The 14,850-nt window shown below is 63.1% G+C and carries 14 protein-coding genes; 8 read left to right on the top strand and 6 right to left on the bottom strand.

The features are described 5' to 3' along the window. The first annotated feature begins 266 nt into the window (after positions 1-266). The 6 genes from rraA (at position 267) to AC3WLP_RS24180 (ending at position 4,794) form a co-directional block, all read left to right on the top strand. Positions 267-758 (top strand): ribonuclease E activity regulator RraA, encoded by a 492-nt coding sequence (gene rraA / locus AC3WLP_RS24205; RefSeq protein WP_003248652.1) that lies wholly within the window; start codon positions 267-269, stop codon positions 756-758. 27 nt (positions 759-785) lie between these two features. Continuing rightward, a complete protein-coding gene (locus AC3WLP_RS24200) occupies positions 786-1,781 on the top strand; it encodes a zinc transporter ZntB (protein WP_003248655.1) in 996 nt (331 codons plus the stop codon). Between the two features lie 87 nt (positions 1,782-1,868). Further along, positions 1,869-2,141 carry a hypothetical protein gene (locus AC3WLP_RS24195; protein WP_003248657.1) on the top strand — a complete coding sequence of 91 codons (273 nt, stop codon included), beginning with the start codon at positions 1,869-1,871 and terminating at the stop codon, positions 2,139-2,141. A gap of 2 nt (positions 2,142-2,143) precedes the next feature. Continuing rightward, positions 2,144-2,968 carry a mechanosensitive ion channel family protein gene (locus AC3WLP_RS24190; RefSeq protein WP_003248659.1) on the top strand — a complete coding sequence of 275 codons (825 nt, stop codon included), beginning with the start codon at positions 2,144-2,146 and terminating at the stop codon, positions 2,966-2,968. A 113-nt stretch (positions 2,969-3,081) separates the two neighbouring features. Next, positions 3,082-3,648 carry an RNA polymerase sigma factor SigX gene (sigX, locus tag AC3WLP_RS24185; protein ID WP_003248665.1) on the top strand — a complete coding sequence of 189 codons (567 nt, stop codon included), beginning with the start codon at positions 3,082-3,084 and terminating at the stop codon, positions 3,646-3,648. Positions 3,649-3,759: 111 nt separating this feature from the next. Continuing rightward, positions 3,760-4,794, top strand: coding sequence for an OmpA family protein (locus tag AC3WLP_RS24180; RefSeq protein ID WP_010953090.1), 1,035 nt, complete (start codon positions 3,760-3,762; stop codon positions 4,792-4,794). 86 nt (positions 4,795-4,880) lie between these two features. Here the strand turns inward: AC3WLP_RS24180 and cobA are convergent, their stop codons facing one another. The 5 genes from cobA to AC3WLP_RS24155 all read right to left on the bottom strand — a co-directional run bounded on the left by cobA (position 4,881) and on the right by AC3WLP_RS24155 (position 10,526). Further along, complete coding sequence (gene cobA / locus AC3WLP_RS24175) at positions 4,881-5,621, bottom strand: uroporphyrinogen-III C-methyltransferase (protein ID WP_014753962.1); 741 nt, start codon at positions 5,619-5,621, stop codon at positions 4,881-4,883. Positions 5,622-5,648: 27 nt separating this feature from the next. Further along, complete coding sequence (locus tag AC3WLP_RS24170) at positions 5,649-7,319, bottom strand: bifunctional protein-serine/threonine kinase/phosphatase (protein WP_088513642.1); 1,671 nt, start codon at positions 7,317-7,319, stop codon at positions 5,649-5,651. A 9-nt stretch (positions 7,320-7,328) separates the two neighbouring features. Beyond that, on the bottom strand, positions 7,329-8,540 hold the full coding sequence (locus AC3WLP_RS24165) for a nitrate/nitrite transporter (RefSeq protein ID WP_088513643.1): 1,212 nt from the start codon (positions 8,538-8,540) through the stop codon (positions 7,329-7,331). 184 nt (positions 8,541-8,724) lie between these two features. Continuing rightward, positions 8,725-9,300: an ANTAR domain-containing response regulator gene (locus AC3WLP_RS24160; protein WP_003248677.1), complete on the bottom strand. Its 576-nt coding sequence runs from the start codon at positions 9,298-9,300 to the stop codon at positions 8,725-8,727. 11 nt (positions 9,301-9,311) lie between these two features. Beyond that, on the bottom strand, positions 9,312-10,526 hold the full coding sequence (locus AC3WLP_RS24155) for a CmpA/NrtA family ABC transporter substrate-binding protein (protein ID WP_014753960.1): 1,215 nt from the start codon (positions 10,524-10,526) through the stop codon (positions 9,312-9,314). A 137-nt stretch (positions 10,527-10,663) separates the two neighbouring features. On the opposite strand from AC3WLP_RS24155, the gene AC3WLP_RS24150 reads away from it, so the two are divergent. Beyond that, positions 10,664-11,686 carry a quinone-dependent dihydroorotate dehydrogenase gene (locus AC3WLP_RS24150; protein ID WP_003248679.1) on the top strand — a complete coding sequence of 341 codons (1,023 nt, stop codon included), beginning with the start codon at positions 10,664-10,666 and terminating at the stop codon, positions 11,684-11,686. 163 nt (positions 11,687-11,849) lie between these two features. On the opposite strand, the gene rmf is transcribed toward AC3WLP_RS24150, so the two are convergent. Further along, positions 11,850-12,065 carry a ribosome modulation factor gene (rmf, locus tag AC3WLP_RS24145; RefSeq protein WP_003248687.1) on the bottom strand — a complete coding sequence of 72 codons (216 nt, stop codon included), beginning with the start codon at positions 12,063-12,065 and terminating at the stop codon, positions 11,850-11,852. Between the two features lie 562 nt (positions 12,066-12,627). On the opposite strand from rmf, the gene rlmKL reads away from it, so the two are divergent. Then, positions 12,628-14,820, top strand: a complete 2,193-nt coding sequence (rlmKL, locus tag AC3WLP_RS24140) for a bifunctional 23S rRNA (guanine(2069)-N(7))-methyltransferase RlmK/23S rRNA (guanine(2445)-N(2))-methyltransferase RlmL (protein WP_012053184.1) — start codon at positions 12,628-12,630, stop codon at positions 14,818-14,820. The last annotated feature ends 30 nt before the right edge of the window (positions 14,821-14,850 follow it).

Below are 14,850 nucleotides of genomic sequence, written 5' to 3'. Positions count from 1 at the left end.
GTCGTAGGAGCGGGTTTACCCGCGAAAGGGCCGGGCCTGCTGGCCAATTTCCACCGGCCGTTCACCGTTGCCGCCGCTACCGTATTCGCGGGTAAACCCGCTCCTACACCTGGATAACGGCGCGTTCTTGTGCAGGAACGGGTCACGCGTGGAAGGGCCGAGACAGGATGAATACAAATGACTGCCCGGTCCCGGATGACTGCGACAGCCTCCAAGGTGTAGCCTTGGCCGATACCCGCTTTCGTTGTGACTGACAGGAGCTTCCCATGCAGCATTACGTAACGCCCGACCTGTGTGACGCCTACCCGGACCTGGTACAAGTGCTGGAACCGATGTTCAGCAATTTCGGTGGCCGCGATTCGTTTGGTGGCCAGATCGTTACCATCAAGTGTTTCGAGGACAATTCGCTGGTCAAGGAGCAGGTCGAACTCGACGGCAAGGGCAAAGTGCTGGTGGTCGATGGCGGGGGGTCGCTGCGCCGTGCGCTGCTCGGCGACATGCTCGCCGAAAAAGCCGCAAAAAACGGTTGGGAAGGCTTGGTGATCTACGGCTGTGTGCGTGATGTCGACGTGCTGATTCAGACCGACGTTGGCGTGCAGGCCCTGGCCAGCCACCCAATGAAGACTGACAAGCGCGGTATTGGCGATCTCAACGTGGTGGTGACCTTCGCCGGGGTAACCTTCCGCCCGGGTGAGTATGTGTATGCCGACAACAATGGCGTGCTGGTCTCGCCGAGCCCGCTGAAAATGCCGGAGTAATGCGCCGCACGCGCTGATGGAGCTTTGATGTTCGAGGAAGACAACGCGCAGTGGGGGCTGGTGCATGCCCTGGTGCTCGATGGCAAAGGCGGCGCGCGCTCGATTGCCCGTACCGAACTGGACGACCTGCAGTTGCAACCGGAGCAGAGCCTGTGGCTGCACTGGGACCGCAGCCATCCGCAAACCCGTTCCTGGCTGCTGCACGACAGCGGCCTGAGCGAGTTCGCCTGCGAGCTGCTGCTGGAAGAAAACACCCGCCCGCGCCTGCTGCCCATGGCGGACGAACAGCTGTTGCTGTTCCTGCGGGGGGTCAACCTCAACCCGGGTGCCGAGCCCGAAGACATGGTTTCGGTACGCATCTTCGCCGAGGCGCAGCGGGTCATCTCGCTGCGCCTGCGGCCGTTGCGCGCCAGCGATGAGATTCTCCAGCTGCTGGAACAGGGCAGGGGACCGAAATCGGCCTCGGAACTGTTGCTGTTGATGGGCGAGTTGCTGACCGAAAAGGTCCAGGGCCTGGTCAGCGACCTGGCCGAGCTCGTCGACCTGGAGGAAGAAAAGGTCGAATCCGACGAGCGGTATGCCCCGGAGCAGGGCAGCCTGCAGCAGATCCGCCGCCGTGCCGCTGGCTTGCGCCGCTTTCTCGCCCCGCAACGGGAAATCTACGCGCAGTTGTCGCGCAGCAAATGGAGCTGGTTCGCCAATGCCGACGCCGATTACTGGAATGAACTCAACAACAGCCTGATCCGCTACCTCGAAGAGCTGGAACTGGCCCGCGAACGCGCTGCGCTGGTGCTGGAAAGCGAGGACCGGCGGCGCAGCGAGCGGATGAACCGCACCATGTACCGCTTTGGCATCATCACCTGCATCTTCCTGCCCATGAGCTTTGTCACCGGGCTGCTGGGCATCAATGTCGGCGGCATCCCCGGGGCGGAAAACCCTTTGGGCTTCCTGTTCGCCTGCATCGTCGTGCTGGGGTTGGCCGTGGGGCAGTGGTGGCTGTTCCGGCGGTTGCGGTGGGTATAGCGGTGCAATTTGAAACCTTCGTGCCAACAGGATGTGTGACCCGTTGCCCGGCCGTCTCGTCTCTTGCTGACACTGCGCGAGGTGCCCATGCACGATCCGTTTGAAGAATCCCTGCGCGACCTGCTCAAGGCGTCACCCTCCGGCAATGACCGGGACGACCGGGACGACGCCGCTTGCCTGGGTCGCGTGCTGAAAACCGCCAACCGCCAGGTTGGCGCGGGTGATCTGTTCAGCCTGCTTGGCCGTTGGAGCCAGGCGCTGCTGATTGCCGTGAACAATGGCTCGGCGCATGTTGCGCCGGTGCGTCGACACTCTTCCCGCAACGCTGCCCCCGGCAGCAAAGCAGATAAGGCCGATTGAATATGGAACTCGATCTCTGGACCCAGAGCCTGGTCACCGCGATGACTGCCCTTTGGACCAAGGTAGCGAACTTCATCCCCAACCTGTTCGGCGCGCTGGTCGTGGTGCTGCTCGGTTTCGTGGTGGCCAAGCTGCTCGACACGCTGCTGTCCAAACTGTTGGCCAAATTTGGCCTGGACCGCCTGATGGCCGGTACCGGCCTCACCAAAATGCTCGGTCGGGGCGGCATCCAGGTGCCAATCTCGACCCTGATCGGCAAGATCGTCTATTGGTTCGTGCTGCTCATCTTCCTGGTCTCGGCCGCCGAATCGCTGGGCCTGGAGCGGGTTTCGGCAACCCTCGACATGCTCGCCCTGTACTTGCCCAAAGTGTTCGGCGCGGCCCTGGTGCTGCTGGCCGGCGTGCTGCTGGCGCAGGTGGCCAACGGCCTGGTGCGTGGCGCTGCCGAAGGTATCGGCCTGGAATACTCGGCAGGCCTGGGGCGTATCACCCAAGGCCTTGTGATCATCATCAGCATCTCGGTGGCCATCAGCCAGCTGGAAGTGAAAACCGACCTGCTGAACCACGTCATCGTTATCGGGCTGATTACCGTTGGTCTGGCCGTTGCCTTGGCCATGGGCCTTGGCAGTCGCGAAATTGCCGGGCAGATCCTGGCCGGCATCTACGTGCGCGAGCTGTACCAAGTCGGCCAGCAGGTGCGGATTGGAGAGGTCGAAGGGCATATCGAGGAGATCGGTACGGTGAAGACGACGCTGTTGACCGATGATGGCGAACTGGTGTCGCTGTCTAACCGCGAGCTGCTTGAACAGCGCGTCAATAGCCGCTAACCGCACAAAAGCTGTTAATGTATGCCGCCGCGAAATTCGACCCACGGGGTCGCGCGGCGACATTGACCTGACTGTCGGCCAGATCCGTTTTGAATAAAGTTCATTCGCCGCCCATGCGCTATGACCCCCGCGAGCTCACAGACGAAGAGTTGGTGGCGCGTTCGCATGAGGAGCTGTACCACGTTACCCGCGCCTATGAAGAGCTCATGCGGCGCTACCAACGGACCCTGTTCAACGTCTGTGCGCGTTATCTGGGGAACGACCGTGACGCGGACGATGTCTGTCAGGAAGTGATGCTGAAAGTGCTGTACGGGCTGAAAAACTTCGAGGGTAAGTCGAAGTTCAAGACCTGGCTCTACAGCATCACCTACAACGAGTGCATTACCCAGTACCGCAAGGAGCGTCGCAAACGTCGGTTGATGGATGCCTTGAGTCTGGACCCTGTTGAAGAGGCGTCCGAGGACAAGGCTCCAAAGCCGGAAGAAAAAGGCGGGCTGGACAAGTGGCTGGTGCATGTGAACCCGATTGACCGGGAAATTCTGGTGCTGCGTTTTGTCGCAGAGCTGGAGTTTCAGGAAATTGCCGACATCATGCACATGGGCCTGAGCGCGACGAAAATGCGTTACAAGCGCGCGCTAGACAAGCTTCGGGAGAAATTTGCCGGCCTTGATGAAACTTAGTGGCGTGCAAATATCTCTAACGAACCGGCGAGTTCTGCTAGACTCGCCGTCGAGTTGTCCCTCTTGTTTGTGGTGGGACTGCTTAACTATCACCAGATGGGGATTTAACGGATGAAATTGAAAAACACCTTGGGCTTGGCCATTGGTTCGCTTGTAGCCGCCACTTCGATTGGCGCTATGGCACAAGGTCAAGGCGCCGTCGAGACTGAAATCTTCTACAAGAAAGAATTCTTCGACAGCCAGCGCGACTTCAAGAACGACGGCAACCTGTTCGGCGGCTCGATCGGTTACTTCCTGACCGACGACGTTGAGCTGCGTCTGGGCTACGACGAAGTGCACAACGCTCGTGGCGAAGACGGCAAGAACATCAAGGGCTCGAACACCGCCCTGGACGCCGTTTACCACTTCAACAACCCGTACGACGCCATCCGTCCGTACGTTTCCGCTGGTTTCTCGCACCAGTCGCTGGGCCAGACCGGCCGTGGCGGTCGTGACCACTCCACCTTCGCCAACGTTGGCGCTGGCGCCAAGTGGTACATCACCGACATGTTCTATGCCCGTGCCGGCGTAGAAGCTCAGTACAACATCGACCAGGGCGACACCGAGTGGGCCCCGAGCGTTGGTGTTGGCCTGAACTTCGGCGGTAGCCCGAAGCAAGCTGAAGCTGCTCCTGCTCCAGTTGCTGAAGTCTGCTCCGACTCCGACAACGACGGCGTGTGCGACAACGTCGACAAGTGCCCAGACACCCCGGCCAACGTTACCGTTGACGCCGACGGCTGCCCGGCTGTTGCCGAAGTCGTTCGCGTTGAGCTGGACGTCAAGTTCGACTTCGACAAGTCGGTCGTCAAGCCTAACAGCTACGGCGACATCAAAAACCTGGCTGACTTCATGAAGCAGTACCCACAAACCACCACCGTGGTTGAAGGTCACACTGACTCCGTGGGTCCAGACGCTTACAATCAGAAGCTGTCCGAGCGTCGTGCCAACGCTGTCAAGCAAGTGCTGACCCAGCAGTACGGCGTAGAATCCAGCCGTGTTGACTCGGTTGGCTACGGCGAAACCCGTCCGGTTGCTGACAACGCCACCGAAGAAGGCCGTGCTGTCAACCGTCGCGTTGAAGCTCAGGTAGAAGCCCAGGCCAAGTAATTGGTTTGAAGCTTCATGAAAAACCCGGCCTCGGCCGGGTTTTTCTTTGCCTGGGGTTTAACCGGCCTCGAAGGCTGTTCCTGCTGTTAGCCTGCGATTGCGATCCGCCCCACAGCCTGTTGCTCTCCCACCACCTCTCCAATCACCAGGATTGCCGGGCTACGCAAGCCAAACGCCCGCGCAGCTTCCTCCATTCCCTGCACATCGCTTCTGCACTCCCGCTGCTGCGGCAACGAGGCATTTTCGATCATCGCCACCGGCATTCCCGGCGCCATGCCCCCCGCCAGCAATCCCTGGCGCACCTGTTCCAGCCGCGCCACCCCCATGTAGACCACCAGCGTTGTCCCGCCCTGAGCCAAGGCCGCCCAGTTCAGCTCGCTATCGTCCTGGGTGTGCGCCGTCACCAGCGTCACCCCTCGGCTCACGCCCCGTGAAGTCAGGGGGATCCCGCACTGCGTGGCCCCGGCAAGGCCGGCAGTGATGCCATTGATCACCTCCACTTCGATGCCATGGCCCTGCAGCCACAGTGCCTCCTCACCGCCACGGCCGAAGATGCAAGGGTCGCCGCCCTTGAGCCGCACTACGCAACGGCCCTGTCGCGCGTGGCGCAGCATCAGGCGCTGAATGAACGCTTGCGGTGTAGAGCGGCAGCCGCCGCGCTTGCCCACGGTCATTACCCGGGCCTGCGGGCAATGCTCGAGCACTGCCGGGTTGACGAGGTCGTCGACCATGACCACGGCGGCTTGCTGCAACGCACGCACTGCCTTGAGGGTGAGCAGTTCAGGGTCACCAGGGCCGGCACCGACCAGCCATACTTTTGCATTCATCAGGGTTTCCTCATCGGCAAGGTGCGTTCAGCCCTTGAGCAGGGTGAACAGCAGTATCAAATTGATCAGCAACGACAACAGGGCCAGGGTGCGCCACACCTTCAGCGGCTCGCGCTCCAGCAGCGGCCGGGGTCGGCTGGGCAGTTCCTGGCGGTCGCCGCGCTCGAGCAGCAGCAACCAGTGTTCGGCGGTTTCGAAGCGCTGCGCCGGGTCGCTCGCCACGGCCTGCAGCAGGTTGTGCTGCAGCCATTCCGGCAGGTCGGGTCGGTAGCGCGCGGCGTTGACCGGCTGGCCGAAGCGCGGGCGCTGAAAGGCCTCTACCTCGCCGTACGGGTAGTGTCCGGTCAGCAGGTGGTACAGGGTCACGCCCACTGCATACAAGTCCTGACGCGGGCTGGGCGGGTGGCCTTCGAATGCTTCCGGGGCGATGTACGAGGGCGTGCCGGGCAGCTCGTGCAGCGGGTCTTCGGACAGGCCCGGGCAATAAGCCAGGCCGAAGTCCAGCAGGCGCAGCTGGCCATCACGGCCCAGGTGCAGGTTGTCTGGCTTGATATCGCGGTGCAGCAAGTTGCGCCGATGCAGCACACCGACTGCCTGCAGCAGTTGCCGTGCGACTTCCAGCCATTGCGGCAAGGGCAGCGGGCCTTGTTCGGCCAGCAACGCCGCCAGGTTTCGGCCGGGATATTCGCGCATCACGTAGTACAGGTGCTGACGCTGACTGGCGGTGTGTAGCTCGGGGAAGTGCCGGCCGGCGATGCGGCGCAGAAACCACTCTTCCAGCAACAGCCCTTGTGCCGCCCCCGGTTCCTGTTCGCGTGCCGTGGGCAGGGTCTTGAGCAGCCAAGGCTGGTTCTGGCTATCGCGCACTTTGTACAGCAAGGACTGGCGGCTGTGCGCATGCAGTGTTTCGACCTGCCAGCCGTCGATCACCTGGCCTTCGCGCAGCGGGCCGGGCACTGGCCATTGTTGCAGTTGCGCCAGGGTATCGCCCAGGTTAGCCGTGCCCAGTTGATCGACTTGCACCAGCAAGGCGCTGGCGTTGTCCTTGCTGCCGTTGAGGTGCGCACTGGCCACCAGGGTGTCGGCGGCCAGTTGCAGGTCAGTTTGCTCGCGCAGCACGGCCTGGATGTGCTGTTCGCCCAGGCTGGCCCAGACCCCGTCGCTGAGCAGCAGGAAGCATTCACCCGGTTGCAGCTCGCCTTCCAGGTAATCCACCAGCAGGTGCTGGTCCAGGCCCAGTGCCCGTTTCAGTACATGCTGCATGCCCGGTTGGTCCCAGACATGGTCTTCGCTCAGGCATTGCAGGTTCCCCTCGTGCCAGCGGTACACCCGGCAGTCGCCTACATGGGCCAAGGTAAAGCGCCGGCCGCGCAACACCAGCGCGCTAAGTGTGGTCAGCAACGGCTGGCCGCTGCCCTGGGCGCGCAACCAGCGGTTTTGCGCCAGCAGCAGGCGGTCGAGGGCCTGGGCCACGCTCCAGGTGGCCGGCGTGGCGTAGTAATCCAGGGCCAGTGCCTGCAGGCTGGCGCGTGCCGCCAGGCCGCCGTCGGCACATTGGCTGACGCCGTCGGCCAGCGCGAACAGGTAGCCTTTGCTGGCGGCCAGTTCTGGTGCCGGCGTCACCAGGCGCAGGGCGTCCTGGTTTTCCGCGCGCGGCCCGGTGGCGCTGGCCTGGGCAAAGCTCAGTTGCAGGCTCATCGGCGTGCCTCAGACCCGCGCTGCAGTGACTGCAGCCGAGCCCCAGGTGGTGCGCCAGCGCTGTTTTACCCCGTGCAGGCCGAACCAGGCCAGCAGGCCCAGGCTGGCGAACAGCCACAGCCCCAGTTGGTAATCGCCAGTGTGCTGCTTGATGGTGCCAAGCCCGGCCGCCAGCAGGAAGCCGCCGATGCCACCGGCCATGCCGATCAGACCGGTCATTACCCCGATCTCTTGGCGGAAGCGTTGGGGCACCAGTTGGAACACGGCGCCATTGCCGGCACCCAGGCCGAGCATGGCGCTGACGAACAGCGCCAGTGCGGCCGCGGCAGAGGGCAGGTTGAAGCCGACGGCGGCAATGCAGATGGCGGCGACGCCGTACATGCCCAGCAGGGTGCGGATGCCGCCAAAACGGTCAGCCAGGGCGCCGCCGAGCGGGCGCATCAGGCTGCCGGCGAACACGCAAGCGGCGGTGTAGTAGCCGGCGGTGACCGGGCTCAGGCCGTATTGGTCACTGAAGTAGCCGGGCAGGGCACTGGCCAGGCCGATGAAACCGCCGAAGGTAACGCTGTAGAAAAACATGAACCACCAGCTGTCACGGTCGCCCAGTGCCTTGAGGTAGTCGGCCATGGCTTTCGGCTTGGGCCGTTGCGGGGCATTGCGCGCCAACAGGGCGAACACCACCAGCGCCAGTGACAGCGGGATCAGCGCAAAGCCGAACACATTGTTCCAGCCAAAGCCCGCTGCCAGTGCCGGTGCCAGCAAGGCCGCGAACACCGTGCCGGAGTTGCCGGCGCCGGCGATGCCCATGGCCTTGCCCTGGTGCTGTGGCGGGTACCACTGCGAGGCCAGCGGCAGCGAGACGGCGAAGGACGCACCGGCAAAGCCCAGGAACACGCCGAGCAGCAGGGCCTGTTCATAGCTGTGTACGCCAAGGTACCAGGCTGCGGCGAGGGCGACGATGACCACCACCTGGCCGATCAGGCCAGCCGTCTTGGGCGACAGGCGGTCGACCAGAACGCCCATGGCAAAGCGCAGGATTGCCCCGGCCAGGATCGGCGTGGCCACCATCAGGCCCCGCTGTTGTGCGCTCAGTTGCAGGTCGGCAGCAATCTGCACCGCCAGCGGGCCCAGCAGGTACCAGACCATGAAGCTGAGGTCGAAATACAGAAATGCGGCGAACAGCGTGGGCACATGCCCGGATTTCCAGAAGCTGGTACTCATCGAACACCTCACTCGGTAGTACAACGGAACGAAAAAGACGCCGCTACCCGCTCCATGTGTGTGGAGGGGAGAGCGACGTCTTTGTCGGGATTCAAGTGGGGTAACCGCCGTTGGCTACCGGTGAGATTTGTTGAGCAAGAGATGGGCCAACTTCTGGTGGGGCTGGCTTGAGATTTTCAGCGCATCAGCCGAGCATCTCATGCATGGCAATGATCTGTTCGGCCACCTGGATCAGCTTCTGCTGCCGGCTCATGGCCTGGCGACGCATCAGGGTATAGGCCTGCTCTTCGTTGCAGTCCTTCATCTTCATCAGCAAACCCTTGGCTTGCTCGATGCGCTTGCGTTCGGCCAGTTGCTGGTCGCGCGCCAGCAGCTGCGCCTTCAGTGCCTGGTCGCTCTCGAAGCGGGCCATGGCCACGTCCAGGATCGGCTGCAGCCGCGCAGCATGGATACCCTCGACGATATAAGCGCTGACCCCGGCCTGGATCGCCTGACGCATCATCCCGGGGTCGTGCTCGTCGGTGAACAACACGATGGGCCGCGGCTGGTCACGGCTCACCAGCACTACCTGTTCCATTACATCGCGGTCTGGTGAGTCGGTGTCGATCAGCACCACGTCCGGGCGCACCGTTTCGACGCAGGCGGGCAGGTCGATGGTCAGGTCTGGGGCTTCGATGATCTCGAAGCCGGCCTCACTCAACGCCGCCCTGAGGCGGCCGAGCTTGCTCTGGGTGTCGTCGATCAGCAGGATGCGCAACATGTTCGTCCCCCTCACGCGCCGACGCGGGCATCGGGCAAGTCGCCCAAGGCATGCAAGCTGAAACTGCGGGCATAGCCGAAGGGGTCGCTGCCGTCCCAGCGGGAACCATCGATCAGCAGGCTGCTGCGCATCGGTTGGTCTGGGCAAGCGATGCCCAGGGTCTGTGCGGCCTCGCTGTACAACTGCAGTTGCTGGACTTGCCGGGCCACGCCGAGGTAGTCGGGGTCCTCGCGCAGCAGGCCCCAGCGGCGGAACTGGGTCATGAACCACATACCGTCGGACAGGTAGGGCAGGTTGGCCCGGCCTTGGTCGAACAGGCGCAGCGCGTGTGGGTCTTGCCACTGGTTGCCCAGGCCATCCTCATAATGGCCGAGCAGGCGGGGGGCTATGCTGTCCAGCGGGGTGTCCAGATAGGCACTTGCGCTGAGCAGTTGCGCGGTGCTGCGGCGGTTTTCCGGGCTTTGTTCGATGAACCGGCTGGCGGTGAGGATCGCCTTGATCAACGCGCGGGCGCTGTTGGGGTATTGCTCGGCAAAGACGCGGGCGCAGGCCAGGACCTTTTCCGGGTGATCCGGCCAGATCGACTGGCTGGTGGCCAAGGTGAAGCCTTGGCCTTTGGCCACCGCGTCGGCGGCCCAGGGCTCACCAACGCAGAAGCCGTCAATGCGCCCGGCCTGGAGGTGTGCAGCCATCTGCGCCGGTGGCACCACGACGCTGTCGACGTCGCGCAGCGGGTGGATGCCCTGGCTGGCCAGCCAGTAATACAACCACATGGCGTGGGTGCCGGTGGGGAAGGTCTGGGCGAACGTCAGGCGCGCGCCATGCTGGTGCACCAGGCGCGCCAGTGCCTCAGGGTTGGTCACGCCCTTGCGCTGCAAGGCAGGGGACAGGTTGATAGCTTGGGCGTTCTGGTTCAGGCCCATGAGCACGGCCATGTCGCTGGCGGGTACGCCGCCAATGCCCAGGTGCACGGCGTAGACCAGGCCATACAGGCAATGCGCGGCGTCCAGTTCGCCGCTGACCAGCTTGTCGCGCAGCCCGGCCCACGAGCCCTGGCGCTTGAGGTTGAGGGTAAGGCCGTGCTGCTGGGCGAAGCCCTGGGTGGCGGCGACCACGACCGAGGCGCAGTCGGTCAGGGCCATGTAGCCGATGTTCAGGCTGGTTTTTTCTGGCGCGTCGCTGCCGTTGACCCAGGCCAGGGGCGTTGCTCGGGGTACAGTGTTCACAAGAGTCCTCGCCCTTACTGATAAGGCTGTGGGCTGAACAGGTGCAACCGATGTGCCAAGCGCTCCACGATTTGCTGTCCTGCCAGCCCCACGCTGGCTATAATCGCCCCCTCACTCACCCTGAGCCTTGCCCGCCCATGTATACCCTGGCCCGCCAGCTGCTGTTCAAGCTTTCCCCGGAAACTTCCCACGACCTGTCCCTGGACCTGATCGGCGCCGGTGGCCGTATGGGCCTCAACGGCATGCTGTGCAAGCAACCGGCGTCATTGCCGGTTTCGGTCATGGGCTTGAACTTCGCCAACCCGGTGGGGCTGGCAGCTGGCCTGGACAAGAACGGCGCGGCCATCGACGGCTTCGCCCAGCTGGGCTTCGGCTTTGTCGAAATCGGCACTGTCACCCCGCGTCCGCAGCCAGGCAACCCCAAGCCACGGTTGTTCCGCCTGCCGGAAGCCACGGCCATCATCAACCGCATGGGCTTCAACAACCTGGGCGTTGATCACCTGCTCGACCGCGTACGCGCCTCGCGCTACAAGGGGGTGCTGGGCATCAACATCGGCAAGAACTTCGATACCCCGGTCGAACGTGCCGTCGATGACTACCTGATCTGCCTGGACAAGGTCTACACCGCCGCCAGCTACATCACGGTCAATGTCAGCTCGCCCAACACCCCGGGCCTGCGTAGCCTGCAGTTCGGCGACTCGCTCAAGCAGTTGCTCGATGCCCTGGCCGAGCGACGCGAGCAACTGGCCGGTACACATGGCAAGCGCGTGCCCCTGGCAATCAAGATCGCACCGGACATGAGCGACGAAGAAACGGCGCTGGTGGCCGCCGCGCTGATGGCGTCGGGTATGGATGCGGTGATCGCCACCAACACCACGCTGGGGCGTGAAGGTGTCGAAGCACTGCCGTACGGTGGTGAGGCGGGCGGCCTGTCGGGCGCACCGGTGCGGGAGAAGAGCACCCACATCGTCAAGGTGCTGGCAGGTGAGCTGGGCGGCAAGTTGCCGATCATTGCCGCCGGTGGCATTACCGAAGGCCGCCATGCTGCCGAGAAGATCGCGGCCGGGGCGAGCCTGGTGCAGATTTACTCGGGCTTCATCTACAAAGGGCCGGCGCTGATTCGCGAAGCGGTGGATGCTATCGCGGCAATGCCGCGGTGACCTGATGGGCCGATTCGCGGGCCAGCCCGCTCTTGCAGGGATAGTGTGGGTACAGCTGATGAGGTTTGCCAAGGCATAAAAAAGGGCCCCTTCGAGGGGCCCCTGGGCCTTAGCCCGCCGCCCGGATGGGGCGTGCATGGTAAATCGAATTCAGTGTCCTCGTTCAGCCAACGGCGTGATTTTCGTTGAGTCTATGGATGCCAGCGGTGCCAGTCATTCCGTCCCAGTTATCACCGCGACCTTCACGCCAGCCGTTGATCCAGGCTTGGCGAACAGAAGGAAGATTGAAGGGGCAAAGTTCGCGGGATTTGCCGGTGACCCCGTATTGGTAGCCACGTGAATATGCTCTTTCCAACGGATCACGCTTAAGTCTTCTCATAGGGTGTTGCCCTCACTTGTTGACTGTAATGTCCCGTCGGCCTCTCCGAGGCCGGGCAGAGTCGTTCTGCCGGTTTGCGCTCGCTGCCGGCGTGGCGAGCTGAAAGTGCCGCCTCGTTGCGAAGCGGCCTGAGACCAGTTCTATCGAATGCGAGTCACGGTGTGAATGATCGATTTGTCATAAGCACGTAACCTTTCCAAGGGTGAGGGGATAAGTAAATAAATGCGACTCAACCTTATTTGGTGTTTAGCCCTGCAATGATCGGGGTTTGCCGTTCTTTGACGTCATTTCGCCAGCGTTGTTTGCGGATGACAGAAATAATTTGAAATGCGACGAAGGGTCACATTGGCCCGCAGATCGCCAGAATTACGCGTACTGCCTGATGATCTAAGCTGTCTTTGCCACTGGGCCAAGCACGGATCGGTCAGGCGGCCCGGCTTTTCTGCAGCACGTTGTGTGTCGCAGAGGGCCACCCGCACGCCTGCTGGAAAGGTGTACGGGCAAACATCGCGGGGCGATGCGTCGCCCCGTCAGTCAAATAGCCCAAGGCGCTGGAATACTCATGTCGGACCGTTTCGAACTTTACCTCACCTGTCCCAAAGGCCTTGAAAGCCTGCTCGCCGAAGAGGCCAAGGGCCTCGGCCTTGACGAGGTGCGCGAGCACACCTCGGCCATTCGCGGCGCCGCCGACATGGAAACTGCTTACCGCCTGTGTGTCTGGTCACGTCTGGCCAACCGCGTATTGCTGGTGCTGAAGCGCTTCTCGATGAAGAACGCCGACGACCTTTACGACGGCGTGCACGCGGTCGACTGGGCTGACCACCTGGCAGCCGACGGCACCCTGGCTGTGGAGTTCAGCGGCCATGGCTCAGGCATCGACAATACTCACTTCGGTGCGCTGAAGGTCAAGGATGCGATCGTCGACAAGCTGCGTAACCGCGAAGGCCTGCGCCCGTCCGTGGAAAAGATCGACCCAGACGTGCGTGTGCACCTGCGCCTGGACCGCGGCGAGGCCATTTTGTCCCTCGACCTGTCCGGGCACAGCCTGCACCAGCGTGGCTACCGCCTGCAGCAAGGCGCCGCGCCGCTGAAGGAAAACCTGGCGGCAGCGGTGCTGATCCGTGCTGGCTGGCCGCGTATTGCTGCCGAAGGTGGTGCGCTGGCCGACCCGATGTGCGGTGTGGGTACCTTCCTGGTCGAGGCCGCGATGATCGCCGCCGATATCGCCCCCAACCTCAAGCGCGAACGCTGGGGCTTCAGTGCCTGGCTCGGCCATGTGCCGGCGCTGTGGCGCAAGGTGCATGACGAAGCGCAGGCGCGCGCGCAGGCCGGCCTGGCCAAGCCACCGCTGTGGATCCGTGGCTACGAGGCTGACCCGCGGCTGATCCAGCCGGGCCGCAACAACGTCGAGCGTGCCGGCTTGGGCGACTGGGTGAAGATCTACCAAGGCGAAGTCAGTACCTTCGAGCCACGCCCGGACCAGAACCAGAAAGGCCTGGTCATCAGCAACCCGCCCTACGGTGAGCGCCTGGGTGACGAAGCCAGCCTGCTGTACCTCTACCAGAATCTGGGCGAGCGCCTGCGCCAGGCCTGCATGGGCTGGGAAGCAGCGGTATTCACGGGTGCGCCGCAACTGGGCAAGCGCATGGGCATTCGTAGCCACAAGCAGTACGCGTTCTGGAACGGCGCATTGCCATGCAAGCTGCTGCTGTTCAAGGTGCAGCCTGACCAGTTCGTCACCGGTGAACGCCGCGAAGCGCAGCCTGAAGGCACCGAAGCCCGCCAGCAGGTGCCGCAGGCCAGCGAGCCCGCGCGGCTGTCGGAAGGGGCGCAGATGTTTGCCAACCGCCTGCAGAAGAACCTCAAGCAACTGGGCAAGTGGGCCCGTCGCGAGCAGATCGACTGCTACCGCCTGTACGATGCCGACATGCCTGAATATGCCCTGGCGGTCGACCTGTACCAGGACTGGGTACACGTGCAGGAATACGCCGCGCCACGTTCGGTCGACCCGGACAAGGCTCAGGCGCGTCTGCTCGATGCACTGGCGGCCATCCCGCAGGCGTTGGGCATTTCGCCGCAGCGTGTAGTGCTCAAACGTCGCGAGCGGCAAAGCGGCACGCGCCAGTACGAACGTCAGGCTACCGAGGGCCGCTTCCAGGAAGTGAATGAAGGTGGCGTCAAGCTGCTGGTCAACCTCACCGACTACCTGGATACCGGGCTGTTCCTCGACCACCGCCCGATGCGTATGCGCATCCAGCGTGAGGCTGCCGGCAAGCGCTTCCTCAACCTGTTCTGCTACACCGCCACGGCCACCGTGCACGCGGCCAAGGGCGGTGCGCGCAGCACCACCAGCGTCGACCTGTCAAAAACCTACCTGGACTGGGCGCGGCGTAACCTGGCACTCAATGGCTATTCCGAGCGCAACCGCCTGGAGCAAAGCGATGTAATGGCTTGGCTGGAAGGCAACCGTGACAGCTACGACCTGATCTTCATCGACCCGCCAACCTTCTCCAACTCCAAGCGCATGGAAGGTGTATTCGACGTGCAGCGTGACCATGTTCAGCTGTTGGACCTGGCCATGGCCCGTCTGGCGCCGGGTGGTGTGCTGTATTTCTCCAACAACTTCCGCAAGTTCCAGCTGGACGAGCACCTGATGGCGCGTTACGTGGTGGAAGAAATCAGCGCGCAGACCCTGGACCCGGACTTCGCGCGTAATAACCGTATCCATCGCGCCTGGCGTTTGCAGCTTCGTTGAGGCGACGAGGTACATTGCACGGCTAATGGC

The sequence above is a fragment of the Pseudomonas sp. FW305-E2 genome, from assembly GCF_058782925.1.
The sequence above is the reverse complement of the archived record's forward strand: the minus strand, read 5'-3'. Positions and strand labels throughout refer to the sequence as shown.